Consider the following 12,815-nt stretch of genomic DNA (forward strand, 5'->3'; position numbering starts at 1 on the left):
GAATAGCGGTTGCGCTTTTGCTTGCTCATCTCGGATCACCTCATAAGCGGATTGTACTCGCTTAACGCGGTGTCCAGAATCAGTGGGGCGGATCATAACCCTCAGGAGGCCCCTACAGTCTCCACGCCTTCCGAATGGCAAGCCCCCAGATCCTGTCGAATATGCCTACTACCTGATGGGAAGACCTTCGCTAAGCGGGCCAAACCGTCTGCCAGATAAACATGGCCATAATGCAGCCACCTATAATCAGAGCGCTCTCCCGCTTAAACCAATCAGGAAGCCTTGCCTCTTCTTCGGGTTCTGATACTGGCACAAACATCCACAATGGATTGATGACGAACCACCAAACGAACACCAATGGTATTAACGCTGCTGCAACCACATACGTGGAATCAGCTTCCAACCAGTAGCCCGCTACTGATAGCAACCACAGCACCGAGAAAAGATAGAAGTGCTTTTTTACTTTTTCTGCCGCGAAGGTTGATGCTCTGAGACACAGCCACGCGAGGCCTAGATAAAGCAATGTCGTGCTGGGATGACCATATAGTTGTTGAAAAAGTTCCATTTTTCCGCCGTGCACCGGTACGACCGCGACATAGGGATAAGAGAAAGCCACAAAGAAAGGAATCATTCTCCGGGTTTGGCCCGGTCATTCAAGCCGGGATTCTGTCGCCAGCGACTTTGGCGACTTATTCGGCATTAGAACCGAATCCTCAAGCGAAAAGTGCTTTCATGTGATCTAATTGCATCATTTGCGCGTATTATAGTCCGTACACCATCACACACTGCAGCGGAACTTAAATGAAAAAGTCTACAGGCATCCTTTTGGCAGTCTGCTTACATGCACTTTTCTTGCAGACAGCATCAGCACAGGACAGAAAAACAGCCTTGGTGCCCTTACCCTCAGTCAACGACTTCACGCGGGGTGATGATGGGTGGGCCCTCGGGCTGGGCCTGGCTGTTGAATACGAATCTGCCTACGAAGGGTCGGATGAATTCGGCGTAGAGGTCGATCCTGCCGGTGCGGTGCAATGGCGTAAAGGTGATGATATTTTCTTCTTTGCTGGTGAGGCGCTTGGGTGGCGTGGTCTGCGTTCTGATACGTGGCTGTTCGAGGCCGTCGTGGGCTTCGATGAGGGGCGTCAGGAAAGTGATTCCGATGACGGTCGTTTGGACGGTCTAGGGGATCAGGATGAGGGTGCTGAAGTCGCGCTGCAGGTGCGTCGCGCTTTCGATGCCGATTGGCGCTATTGGCTGGATGGTCGCGTTGTAACCGAGGACAACGGAAATCTTGGTCTTCTTGCGGTGGGGCGCCGCTTCGGCGACCAGATCGACGGAACCGGTCATGAAATTGCTATCGCTGTGGTGTTTCAGGATAGCGATTTGGCCAATAAGGATTTTGGCATAGACGCAGAGCAGTCAGCCGCCTCAGGACTGAATGAGACCGAGCTGAGTGGAGGATTCCGCTCGATTGGGTTCAATTACAATTATCGTCATTACGTTAACGAGAATTGGCAGCTTTTCGGCGAGGCCGTATATGAGGGTTATAGTAGCGATATTCAGGATAGCCCAATCACACGGAACGACTATGAAGCCGAAGTAGGCGTTGGATTCATTTACGTATTCTAGAACACCTAACAGGTAAAAGGGGTCACGGTTTCGCCGTGACCCCTTTTTTGTGCGTTCACAAAATCAAACCACGGGGGACTTCCGGCTTCGACCAGCACCAGAGCCTGAAGTAGCCGGCGGCGCGCTTTACAGCCCGGGGCCCCTTCCGTAACATCCTGATTCCACCGAGCAAGCCCTTTTAATACAGACGGGACCCCAGCCATGGAACTGTGGCACATCATCGTACTGGCCATCATCCAGGGGCTTACCGAGTTCCTGCCCATCAGCAGTTCCGCGCACCTGATCCTCCCCTCGGAGCTCCTTGGCTGGCAGGACCAGGGACTTGCGTTTGACGTCGCCGTGCACGTGGGCACGCTCTCAGCGGTTGTCTGGTACTTCCGGCGCGATGTGGGTCAGCTGACCGTTGCGTGGTGCCAGGACACGCTCAAGCGGCAGGTCGGGCCGGACAGCGGTCTGGCCTGGGCGATCATCGTCGCCACTATCCCCGCCGGCCTGGCCGGTATCCTCCTTGAGGACCTGATTGAGGAACACCTGCGCTCGGCCGCCGTTATCGCCGCCACCACCATCGGCTTCGGGCTGGTGCTCTGGTGGTCTGACGCGGCCGGTGCCCGGGACCGCTCCCTGCCCGGCCTGCGCCTCAGGGACGCCCTCATCATCGGCCTGGCCCAGGCACTGGCACTGATTCCGGGGACCTCACGCTCCGGCATTACCATCACCGCCGCGCTTTTCCTCGGCTTCAACCGCGACTCCGCCGCACGTTTCTCCTTCCTCCTCTCCATCCCTCTGATCGCCGCCGCCGGCATGCTCAAGACGCTGGATCTGATTGGCCAGGGGGAAGCGGCCCAATGGCAACCCATCATCGTGGGCACCCTGATCGCCTTCGTCAGCGCCCTGCTCTGCATCCACCTCTTCCTGCGCTTCCTGGAGCGCATCGGCCTGATGCCGTACGTGATCTACCGGTTGCTCCTGGGCGCGCTGCTGCTTGTAATGATCTGGTAAACCTCCCCGGAGCTGAACACCTGTTTCCCGGACCCCTGTCTCAGATATGATTGGTCGAGCAGCCACCAACAACAAAAGGCAGTGGACCCATGGCAGAAACAAAGAAGCTCGACCCGGCCAGCAACGCCCATCAATACCCGCTGTTGATCAAACAGCTCCTGCTCTCCGGCCCCCGCTACAACCCGGACCAGGAAATCATCTACGCCAACCACAGCCGTTATACCTACAGGGACCTGGTGGACCGCATCCATCGCCTGGCGCATGCGCTGACCAACGCCGGGGTCAAGCCGGGAGACACCGTTGCGGTTCTGGACTGGGACACGCCACGCTACCTGGAATGCTTCTTTGCCGTGCCCATGATCGGGGCCGTACTGCATACCGTGAACGTGCGCCTCTCGCCGGATCAGGTGCTATACACCATGAACCACGCCGAGGATGACCTGGTTCTGATCCATGATGACTTTCTGCCGCTGATGGAACAGATCAACGATCAGCTTGAAACCGTTACCGGCTTCATCCAGCTGACCGACGACAAGCGGCCCAAGTCCACCTCCCTGAAAAGCCACGGCGAGTACGAAGTCCTGCTGAAAAAGGCGGACAACTGTTTCGATTTTCCGGATTTCGACGAGAACAGCATCGCCACCACCTTCTACACCACCGGCACCACGGGCAACCCCAAGGGCGTCTTCTTCAGCCATCGGCAACTGGTGCTGCACACCCTGACCATGACGGGCACCCTCTCGCACTTTGACGAGGTGCCGCTGATCCGTTCCAACAGCGTCTACATGCCCATCACGCCCATGTTCCACGTCCACGCCTGGGGCGTGCCCTACGCGGCCACCATGATGGGCATCAAGCAGGTCTACCCGGGCCGTTATGAACCGGAAGCCCTGGTGGATCTGCTCAAGACCCATAACGTGACCTTCTCCCACTGCGTCCCCACCATCATGCAGATGCTGATGGCCAGCAAGGGCATCAAGGATGCGGACCTGAGCAACTGGCATGTGCTGATCGGCGGCAGTGCCCTGCCCAAGGGCCTGTGCGACGCGGCGGCCAAGCTGGGCATCCACATGTACACCGGCTACGGCATGTCCGAAACCGGGCCGCTGCTCACCGCAACCCACCTCAAGCCGGAAGACCTGGAGCTGCCCTCGGAACAGCAGACCGCCAAGCGCATCAAGACCGGCGTCGCCGTTCCCATGGTGGACGTGCAGATCGTCGACGAGGACGGCAACCAGCTTCCCCGGGACGGCGAGGCCCAGGGCGAGGTGGTCACCCGCGCCCCCTGGCTGACCCCCGGGTACCTGAAAAACCCGGAGAAGAGCGAGGAACTCTGGGCCGGCGGCTGGCTGCATACCGGGGACGTGGCCAGCATCGAGCCGGACAACACCCTGGTGATCAAGGACCGCATCAAGGACGTGATCAAGACCGGCGGCGAATGGGTCTCGTCACTGGATCTTGAGAACATGATCAGCCAGCACCCAGCCGTGGCCGGCGCCGCCGTGGTTGGCATACCGGACGAGAAATGGGGAGAACGCCCACATGCGCTGGTGGTTCTGAACCCCGGCGAAAATACCAGTACCGAGGATATCCACGAGCACCTGCAGCAGTTCGTCAAATCCGGCCAGATCAAGAAATGGACGATCCCGGAAGGCATCGACTTTGTGGATGACATTCCCAAGACCAGCGTGGGCAAGGTCAACAAGAAGCTGATCCGGGATCAGGTCGGCAACGGCTGACCTGTCTACCGCTCCAGTTCAAAGTGCAGGCGGGCTTTCACCCGCCTGCTTTTGTCTTCAACTTCCTCAACACTGTCACCCCCAATGAACAGCAGGGCTGTCTCGTAGCTGTAGCTGTCCTGGTGGAGCAGCTGCGCAAGCCTCCTGCCCTCAACCGCAACAATCTGGATCCGACAACCGGGCATATCCGCCTCAATAGCCGCGATTTCCTCGTCGGTGGGCACCCGCCTCACAAAGGCATCGTCGTGCTCACGAAGCATGAACTTCGCGGCCACCGAAAAGTCTCCTCCGCCTTCCGGAAAGACAGGCTTTCTTCCCAGCGCAACGTCCACCATGGCCTGTTTGTTGGAAGTGCCATCCACCATTTCGAACAACAGGCTGTGGGATTTGGAACAGCGTGCATTGACCTCCAGCATCCACACCTGGCCGGAAGCCGGCTCGTAGTAGAACTCAATATTGAAGGGGGAGTTATCGAACTCGATCTGCCTGATGAAATCACTGGCCATCTCGCACATGTCAGCCTTAACGCCCTCCGGAAGGTCAGAAGGGTATTGATAGCGGGAAAACGATGATCCGTATATGCCCTCACGCATTGAATCCACAGTTCCGTAAATCACCACTTCGCCGTTGAGGATATAGCCCTCAAGCGTGCATTGCCGCCCGGCCGAAATGATTTCCTCAGCAATACAGTGCCAGCCATCCACCGCCTTTATCGCATCAGGGATTTCAGCGTAGGCCAGCAATTCATTGAAGGGGCGCGCCAGGAAGTGAATGTCCTGGCGGATTTCGCCGAGCGCATCCGCAAAGCTCGCATAATCACCAATATAGAAACCGAGCTGGGAGGAATGCGACCGCACCGGCTTGATCCAGAACGGGTAGTCCAGCGGCACATGCTCCGGGTAACGCTCATCGAAGGGATCGACCGCGGCATACGCCGGAGTCTGTTCCGGCGCGAACTGCGCCTCATTCACCCGGAACCAGTATTTGTGCTCACACCGCAGCACGCTCTCCAGCGACGGCCCGCGCAGCCCGAACTCACGGCGCAGGATCGGCTGCATCGTACTTGTGGGGAAATCCCAGAAACCAACAATGGCATCAATCGAGCCGGGAAATTCACGCAGTTGAAGCCGTGCTCGATCAAGAAGCAGCGGTATATCGTAGTAACGGGTATCCACTGCCGTTTCCATATCCAGCAGCGAGTGGAAACGCATCTCATCGGCGCCCTGAAGGCGTTCAAGCATTTCCCTGTTGAACTCGTCCAGCGCCATGACAAAGATATTTTTCACCATCGTGACCATCCCCTGGGTCTGCAGAAATCGACACCCTCCCACTGCCAACACCGCCAAGGGTTCTTCCTTTATACATTGGCGTCCTTAGCCGCCAATTGAGAGGGGTCAATTTCTATTCAGATGGTGTGACCAGAAATAGCAGAGCCTCAATCCGCGCTGGACTCTCCCTCCGGTGCTGCATCCCGGATGGAACGGATCAGCGCAAGACCTTCAGGCTCGAGAACCTTGCCCGCTTCCCGGTGGAGCACCGCGATGCGCGTCAGCGCCCAGGCCTGCTCGCTGCGGCTTTCAATGTCCCGCACAACCTGGAGGCCCCGGACGGAATCGCCAAGATCAACATAGGCGGTCGCGATGTCCGTGCGCACCCTGGCCTGCTTCATGACATCCTCAATGGCTGCGCTGGCTTCAAGAGCGCTGCCCAGAAGATCCCGGGCCTCGTCATCACGTTCCAGCTTTATCAACCCGTGCGCGGCACCAACCCGTGTCCAGCTCTTCCAGAAGGGATCCTGCATCGCGTCGACCATCCCAAGCGCCTCGGACAGCAGTCGCTCAGCCTCCTTTTCCTGGCCAAGGGCAAGGTAATCACTGGCAATATCCGTCAGTGCGCGTGCCTCCTGCCCGGGTCCGGTGCCGGACTCATAGCGCTCGCTCCAGTCCTCGGCCCGGGCCAGCAGCTCAGCCGCCCTGTCCCGGTTGCCCAGATCCGCCTGACGCTCCGAGATCCAGATCAGAACCTCTACCGCCTCGCCCGCGACCTGTACATCGTCACTGCCCTTAACAGCCCGCTCCAGCAGCTCGGCAGCCTTGTCCGCCTGACCGGCCCGGGCATACTTGCTGCCGATCTCCGCCAGCAGCCACGCCTGTTGTCCCGGGTCCTTCATAGTCTCGGCGCTTTCCAGGGCCAGGGACAGGGCGCCCAGGGCCCGCTCCTTGAGGCCCGACTCCAGGTACCGCCCCGCCAGTTCACTGAGCATCCAGCCTTTCTGGTTGGGTGAGCGAACCTTGTCGGTAATCCCCTGGGCCTGGCCAAAGAGTGCCTCGGAGCGTTTTTCCCGGCCTTCGTTCGCGTACCTGGCCGCCACGAACGCAAGCGCATAGTTCCGGTCAACCAGCCCTTCGATCCGGTTAAGGGTCTCAGAGGCCTCCTCCAGGTACCCGGCTTCCGCATACTCCACGGCAATCTCGGCCATAACGCGGTCGCGTTCCGCATCCCGTTCGATACCACGGGCCACCTCCAGAGCCGCAGAGAGGGTTTCAGCCGCACTCTCGCCGGTGGTTGCCTTCTCGGGTTCCCCGGCGCAGCCGGCAAGCATCGCCAGGGTGAATACAACCGCCACTAATCCCGTACTTGTTCTCATCATCGCTCCCAGGAGCTGTTGCTACATCGGTTTTTTGTTCGCAATCCAGGTTACACCGCGCATCAGTCATTGCTGGACTGGAGCTCCTTGCGCGTATCAAGCCGGCCCTGGCGTCGAATCTCGGCGTTCTCAAACCGTCGCTGCTGTTCCGGAGTCTCCGGATGAACGGACGGGATGGAGGCCGGATTACCCGCTTCATCCAGCGCCACAAACGTGAAGAAGGCTGACAGGATGTGGCGCTCTTCCCCAGTGTAGCTGTTCTCAGCCATTACCCGGGCACCAATCTCCATGGAGGACGTCCAGCATCGGTTGAGCGAGAGGCTGAACAGGAGGGTATCGTTCCCCTTTGCGGGCGCCCTGAAATGAATGGAATCCACCGCCGCCGTCACACAGACCATGCCGGAATGGCGCTCAGCCACAACCAGAGCCAGACGGTCGCACTTGGCCATGATCATGCCACCGAACACCGTGTTCTGGGAGTTCATGTCATTGGGGAACACCTTGTAGACGTGATTATCGATGGCGGATGCGGATACCGGTTTTGCGCTTTTTGTGGTCATAATGCGTATTCTGCCCTGAGATTAAATGCAGAAAATAACATGGCATAATCCAGAGCACGTACCCAACGGAAGAAAAGGAGAGCACCCATGCGCAGGACGACTGCTTCTATCCCCCTGGCCCTCGCCATCACGGCCCTCAGCGCCGGCCTTCAGGCCGAGGTCCAGACACAGACCATTGAATACGAGGTCAACGGCGAACCGCATACCGGCTATATCGCCTGGGACGACGCCACCGAGAAGGAACGCCCCGGTGTTCTCGTCGTCCATGAATGGTGGGGCCATGACCAGTTCACCCGGGATCAGGCTGAAAAGCTCGCCCGGGCCGGCTACACCGCCATGGCCGTGGACATGTATGGCGAAGGCAAGTCCGCGGACCACCCCAAAAAAGCCGAAGCCTTCATGAAGGAAGCCAACAGCGACATGGAAGCCATGAAAACCGGCTTCCGCACGGCCATGAAACGCCTGCAGGAGCATGAAACCGTGGACCCGGACCGGATTGCGGCCCAGGGCTACTGCTTTGGTGGCGCGGTCGTGCTCAACATGGCCCGTATGGGATTGGATCTGGATGGCGTGGTGAGCTATCACGGCAGCCTGGGAAGCCCCATTGAAGCTGAAGCCGGCGATATCACCGCGCGGATCCAGGCCTACACAGGGGGTGCCGACCAGTTTGTCCCCGCCGAGCAGGTGGGCGGATTCGTGCAGGAAATGCACGCTGCCGACGCGGAGTACATGGTGAAGAGTTTTCCCGGCGTCCAGCACTCCTTCATGAACCCGAAAGCAGACCAGTATGCCGAGGAGTTCAGCATGCCGGTTGGCTATGACGAGGAAGCGGCAAATGCCGCCTGGAAAGGCACGATGCGGTTCTACGAGGACATTTTCTGACGAAACAGGCGTGCGGGCAGGTAAACCGCCTGCCCGCACGGTTTCCGAACCATCCCAAAGCTCCTATCCTTGACTGGACAACCCTACAGCAGGCCACCTCAACGCCTTTCTGAGCACGGACTCCTGAACCTTTATGACATCACCGAATACGCCCCAGGACCCCAACCGCCAGCAACCCGGCCAGACGCCGGATTCACAGAACCAGCAGCCGGAGATTCCGCCCTGGTACGCCTTCCTGTGGATGAGTGCCGTAATCCTGCTGATGATGTTCTGGCTGGAACAGGGGCAACAGGCGCAACGGGTGGAACTGCCCTATTCCGAGTTCACCAGCGCATTGGAGGCGGGCCATATTGATGGGGTCACACTGCGTGGCGACCGGATCGAGGGCAGCTTGACCGCACAGGGCGCCGAAGCCTACGGGGGCGACAACGACAGCCCGCGCTTCAATACCATTACGCCACCCATGGAGAACCGGGAACTGCTCACGCTTCTGGAAAGCCATGATGTAACCATCCGCGCGGAACCCGCCGAGCCGCCCTGGTGGCAGCAGATGCTGGTAGGCGCCCTGCCCTGGATCCTGCTGCTGGCACTGGTGTTCGGCTTCTGGTCCGTGGCCCAGAAGCGCATGATGCAGGGCGGCGGCCCCTTCAGTTTCGGCAAGTCCCAGGCCCACCGCGTCCAGAAAGAGGAATCCCATACCACCCTGGATGACGTGGCGGGGATTGAGTCCGCCAAGCAGGATGTCACTGAGATCGTGGACTTCCTCAAGTCACCCGACAAATACCGGGCCCTGGGCGCGTCCATGCCCAAAGGGATTCTTCTGGTCGGCCCTCCCGGTACCGGCAAGACACTGCTGGCACGAGCCATTGCCGGTGAGGCGGATGTGCCCTTCTTCAGCGTCAGCGCCTCCCAGTTCATTGAGATGTTCGTGGGGGTTGGCGCGTCGCGTGTGCGCGATATGTTCGAAACGGCGCGCAAGGAGCCCTCCGCACTGATCTTCATCGATGAGCTCGACGCCGTCGGCCGTGCGCGTGGTGCCGGCGTAGGCGGCGGGCACGATGAACGCGAGCAGACCCTCAACCAGATCCTGTCGGAAATGGACGGCTTCGAGGAACATGAGAACGTCATCGTCCTGGCGGCCACCAACCGGCCGGACGTACTGGATTCCGCCCTGCTCCGGCCGGGGCGTTTCGACCGCAAGGTAACCCTGGACCGCCCCCACAAGGACGCCCGCAAAGCCATCCTCGAGGTGCACGTGCGTAAGGTGCCACTGGCCGAGGATGTGAGCCTGGAGGAGATTGCGGCGCGCACCATAGGCTTCGCCGGCGCCGACCTCAAGAACCTGGTCAATGAGGCTGCCCTGGCTGCGGCAAGACGCAACCTGGACAGGGTCGACAACAACTGTTTCGAAGCCGCGCGGGACCGGATCGTGCTGGGCGAAGAGCGCGACACCGAGCTCAGTGAGGAAGAGAAGGAGGCCGTGGCCTACCACGAGTGCGGCCACGCCCTGATGGCCTATCACCTGCCCAAGGCGGACCCCCTGGCACGGGTCACCATCATTCCCCACGGCATGGCCATGGGGATTACCGAGCAGACTCCGAGCGAGGACCGCTACAACTACACGGAAAGCTATCTCACGGATCGCATCAAGGTGATGCTGGGTGGCCGTTCAGCGGAGAAGCTCATCTACGGCGAGGTCAGCAGCGGCGCCCAGAACGACCTGAAGGAAGCCACCAGCCTGCTGCGGCGCATGATCGGCCAATGGGGCATGAGCGAAAAGGTCGGCCCCCTGGGCCTGAGTGTGGGTGAGCAGCACGTCTTCCTGGGCCGGGAAATGGGCCAGCCGAGAGACCATGGTGAGCGGCTTGCGGATCTGATCGACAGCGAAATCCAGGCGCGCCTGACGGAGCTGGAAAACGAGACCATCGAGTTCCTGCGGAACCACCGCGAACAGCTGGATGCCCTGGCGGAAGCCGTGATAAAGCGGGAGACGCTTAACGCCCGAGACATCAGCGCGATTCTGGGCGAAAAAGACGCCCAAAGTGCCTAACCCGCTCAGTAAGGCCTTATCCGGCGCCCCTCAAATCCCAGGGCCCGGATAAAGGCGTCGCAGCTGTCAAAGCCCTCCAGCCTGGCGTGATCAATCTCCACCACAAGCCGGTCCATGGTTCCCGTATCCGGACCATAGCGGACATCCGCAAGCGTCTTGCCCGCAAAACGGTACACCCCGGAGGCGGCACACGCGGGCTGCTGCTCCATGAGCCTCACGGGCGTACTCACCTCAAGCGTTCCACCCAAACGGGAGCTGACAAGCTGACCGGCGTACTCGGTCTCAAAGCTTGAGCTGAAGGCGGGAAATTCCTCGTCCGGATTCTGCGGCTCAATCACCGTCATGGCCTCGCGGAACGAAACCAGCGCCATATAGGTGTCGCCCACGTAGAGCTCGAGTTTCGGGGTCTCACGGATAATCCCCCCTTCCTGGGGCCGCTCGTTTTTCTGGGTCCCGTGCAGACGGATCGGCGTCTCCTCGCCATCCGCATCAATGAGCCACCCGGTCACATCGATATCCAGGCGCACGTGGTCCTCTTCGGCCACCGGCTCAAAGCTGCGTGAATAGGCGCCATTTAGCCGCACCAGATGCCCTTCATGAAAACGGCCCTGGCATTCATTGAATTCATAGCGGATCGTTCTGGGCTTACCGCCATGGCTGCTGTCATTGTCCCACTCCCGCCGGAAGCTGCCACCCTGGGGGCACTCATGGGTGCTCGCGGCCAGGTTGCCGCCGAGCTGCAACCCGATAACGCTCTCCACGTGCTTGATCACGGGCGCCATGAACGCGAGGGAAGACATCCGGTACAGCCCGGCCAGGGCAGTGTTCACATCGTCAAGAGTGGCAACGGCTCCCTTGCCGCTGAAGTCCCGGTCCTGTTCCCACGGCATGGGCTCGGGAGCGGGGCTCACCGTTTCAATCGGCTCCCTCTCCCCGCCTTCGCGCTCGGCCTGTTGCGCCTCACTGGTGTTTTCAGCCGCACTGTCTTCGCCGCCGTGCCGGGATTGTTCTGTCTCCGACTCCGGAATCGGTTGGGGATCAAGCCCCTGGAGGCTCATACAGCCCGATACCGAAACCACGGACAGAGCCAGTAACGCTGCCAGTGTGCGCATTGCTTGTTTGTACACTCCGTTCCATTCCTTATGAAATTGACCAGATTAAATCGACTGCCCACCCTGAGGCCAGTCATCGGTGGCATAGCATACCGGCGATGATGCCTCGTTGGGGCGCTGTTCCTCGGCCAGTTCCGCCTCAAGCACCTCCCCGAGGACCACGGCCTGATTGTGCGCCCTGTCCCGCGCCGAAAACAGCAGGGTTACGGTTTGACTACGAAGCCTATCCAGAAGCGCCTCCAGCAACTGCGGATGCTCAGCCAGTTCCGCCCTGTACGCGTCCCGGAACCCCTCCCAGCGCTCGGGGTCATGACCGAACCACTGCCGCAGTTCCCGGGAAGGCGCCAGATCCTTCATCCACTCGTCCAGGGCCGCGTCCGCCTTCCTCACGCCTCGCGGCCAGACCCGATCCACCAGTACCCGATAGCCATCCCCCGTCTCCACCGGGTCATAGATCCGCTTGATCTGTATTCTGTCACTCATTCGGAATTCCCCCTGCCAGACCTTGGCTCGGCACGGATAACCGCCTCGCCTTCGGCATTTTCAAGCGTGAGAACGCGCTGCTCGTTCACGCTGAACCCGGCAACACGGGACAGGGCACCCAGGAACCGCTGCTCCTGGTCCATGACCGCCGTGGGGCAGGCCATTCGGGTGGCCGCCGCTGTCTCTATCACGACATTACTGCCAAGTCGTTCCCAGCGGGCCGTAAAATGGTTGCAGGAGGCACGCCCGCCAAGGCGCCCATCGGCCCTGAAATGCATGGAGGCGCGATAGTTGGTCATAACCGACTCCCCGCCCACTTCCGTTACCATCCAGACCGGGCCCGCAAGGTAGGGTCCGGATGTATAGGCGCACTCAGGCAGCTCACTCCCCTCCAGCGTTACCAGGGCCCGCTCGCCTTTAATCCAGAATTCGGTTTCCGAGCCCTCACTGGCCACGTACTGGCTACCGGACGTCGATTCAACCTGCTCCAGAAAGTACGCCTTGCCATCAACCTCCAGCTTCAGCCCCGACTCGGTCTGGTGGTAGGTCAACTCCCGGTCACCACAGCGCATCCGGTTGTCAGGCTCCATCTCCACGCCGGAATCAGGCAGGATCTGGCACCCGGAAACGAACAGCACCACCAGGCACGCCCCCAGGCCACGACCTTTACCCAACGAATTCCCGCTCATGAGGGTTCCTCCATCAACACGAATC

Annotated in this window: 12 protein-coding genes; 5 read left to right on the forward strand and 7 right to left on the reverse strand. The window is 60.0% G+C overall.

Features of this window, described 5'->3' with window-relative positions; all coding sequences use genetic code 11:
• Positions 1-190 precede the first annotated feature (190 nt).
• Complete coding sequence (locus DES49_RS13055; RefSeq protein WP_133736877.1) at positions 191-631, reverse strand: hypothetical protein; 441 nt, start codon at positions 629-631, stop codon at positions 191-193.
• 170 nt (positions 632-801) lie between these two features.
• On the opposite strand from DES49_RS13055, the gene DES49_RS13060 reads away from it, so the two are divergent.
• From DES49_RS13060 to DES49_RS13070, 3 genes are all read left to right on the forward strand, one after another.
• Positions 802-1,629 carry a MipA/OmpV family protein gene (locus DES49_RS13060; RefSeq protein ID WP_133736878.1) on the forward strand — a complete coding sequence of 276 codons (828 nt, stop codon included), beginning with the start codon at positions 802-804 and terminating at the stop codon, positions 1,627-1,629.
• Positions 1,630-1,830: 201 nt separating this feature from the next.
• Entirely contained in the window at positions 1,831-2,628 is a 798-nt protein-coding gene (locus DES49_RS13065) for an undecaprenyl-diphosphate phosphatase (RefSeq protein ID WP_133736879.1), read from the forward strand.
• Positions 2,629-2,717: 89 nt separating this feature from the next.
• Entirely contained in the window at positions 2,718-4,367 is a 1,650-nt protein-coding gene (locus DES49_RS13070) for a fatty acid--CoA ligase (protein WP_133736880.1), read from the forward strand.
• 5 nt (positions 4,368-4,372) lie between these two features.
• Here the strand turns inward: DES49_RS13070 and DES49_RS13075 are convergent, their stop codons facing one another.
• The 3 genes from DES49_RS13075 to DES49_RS13085 form a co-directional block, all read right to left on the reverse strand.
• Entirely contained in the window at positions 4,373-5,656 is a 1,284-nt protein-coding gene (locus DES49_RS13075) for an ATP-grasp domain-containing protein (RefSeq protein WP_243865048.1), read from the reverse strand.
• Positions 5,657-5,802: 146 nt separating this feature from the next.
• Positions 5,803-7,014, reverse strand: coding sequence for a tetratricopeptide repeat protein (locus tag DES49_RS13080; RefSeq protein ID WP_133736881.1), 1,212 nt, complete (start codon positions 7,012-7,014; stop codon positions 5,803-5,805).
• A 62-nt stretch (positions 7,015-7,076) separates the two neighbouring features.
• Complete coding sequence (locus tag DES49_RS13085; RefSeq protein ID WP_133736882.1) at positions 7,077-7,574, reverse strand: acyl-CoA thioesterase; 498 nt, start codon at positions 7,572-7,574, stop codon at positions 7,077-7,079.
• Between the two features lie 87 nt (positions 7,575-7,661).
• Between DES49_RS13085 and DES49_RS13090 the strand changes: the two genes are divergently transcribed.
• Together DES49_RS13090 and ftsH are read left to right on the forward strand one after the other, a co-directional pair.
• Positions 7,662-8,456, forward strand: a complete 795-nt coding sequence (locus DES49_RS13090) for a dienelactone hydrolase family protein (RefSeq protein WP_133736883.1) — start codon at positions 7,662-7,664, stop codon at positions 8,454-8,456.
• Between the two features lie 133 nt (positions 8,457-8,589).
• Positions 8,590-10,506 (forward strand): ATP-dependent zinc metalloprotease FtsH, encoded by a 1,917-nt coding sequence (gene ftsH / locus DES49_RS13095; protein ID WP_133736884.1) that lies wholly within the window; start codon positions 8,590-8,592, stop codon positions 10,504-10,506.
• 5 nt (positions 10,507-10,511) lie between these two features.
• Here the strand turns inward: ftsH and DES49_RS13100 are convergent, their stop codons facing one another.
• The 3 genes from DES49_RS13100 to DES49_RS13110 are packed head-to-tail and all read right to left on the reverse strand — an operon-like array spanning position 10,512 to position 12,790.
• Entirely contained in the window at positions 10,512-11,633 is a 1,122-nt protein-coding gene (locus DES49_RS13100) for a hypothetical protein (protein ID WP_133736885.1), read from the reverse strand.
• Between the two features lie 30 nt (positions 11,634-11,663).
• Positions 11,664-12,101 carry a DUF488 domain-containing protein gene (locus DES49_RS13105; protein WP_133736886.1) on the reverse strand — a complete coding sequence of 146 codons (438 nt, stop codon included), beginning with the start codon at positions 12,099-12,101 and terminating at the stop codon, positions 11,664-11,666.
• Positions 12,098-12,790, reverse strand: a complete 693-nt coding sequence (locus DES49_RS13110) for an META domain-containing protein (RefSeq protein WP_166646085.1) — start codon at positions 12,788-12,790, stop codon at positions 12,098-12,100. Before DES49_RS13110 ends, DES49_RS13105 begins: the two co-directional genes overlap by 4 nt.
• Positions 12,791-12,815 lie beyond the last annotated feature (25 nt).

It is taken from the genome of Halospina denitrificans (assembly GCF_004364635.1).
Classification (GTDB): domain Bacteria; phylum Pseudomonadota; class Gammaproteobacteria; order Pseudomonadales; family Oleiphilaceae; genus Halospina; species Halospina denitrificans.

Coding starts and splice junctions, on each gene's coding strand:
- DES49_RS13055 (WP_133736877.1), bottom strand. CDS start 631: ATGATTCCTTTCTTTGTGGCTTTCTCTTATCCCTATGTCGCGGTCGTA.
- DES49_RS13060 (WP_133736878.1), top strand. CDS start 802: ATGAAAAAGTCTACAGGCATCCTTTTGGCAGTCTGCTTACATGCACTT.
- DES49_RS13065 (WP_133736879.1), top strand. CDS start 1,831: ATGGAACTGTGGCACATCATCGTACTGGCCATCATCCAGGGGCTTACC.
- DES49_RS13070 (WP_133736880.1), top strand. CDS start 2,718: ATGGCAGAAACAAAGAAGCTCGACCCGGCCAGCAACGCCCATCAATAC.
- DES49_RS13075 (WP_243865048.1), bottom strand. CDS start 5,656: ATGGTGAAAAATATCTTTGTCATGGCGCTGGACGAGTTCAACAGGGAA.
- DES49_RS13080 (WP_133736881.1), bottom strand. CDS start 7,014: ATGAGAACAAGTACGGGATTAGTGGCGGTTGTATTCACCCTGGCGATG.
- DES49_RS13085 (WP_133736882.1), bottom strand. CDS start 7,574: ATGACCACAAAAAGCGCAAAACCGGTATCCGCATCCGCCATCGATAAT.
- DES49_RS13090 (WP_133736883.1), top strand. CDS start 7,662: ATGCGCAGGACGACTGCTTCTATCCCCCTGGCCCTCGCCATCACGGCC.
- ftsH (WP_133736884.1), top strand. CDS start 8,590: ATGACATCACCGAATACGCCCCAGGACCCCAACCGCCAGCAACCCGGC.
- DES49_RS13105 (WP_133736886.1), bottom strand. CDS start 12,101: ATGAGTGACAGAATACAGATCAAGCGGATCTATGACCCGGTGGAGACG.
- DES49_RS13110 (WP_166646085.1), bottom strand. CDS start 12,790: ATGAGCGGGAATTCGTTGGGTAAAGGTCGTGGCCTGGGGGCGTGCCTG.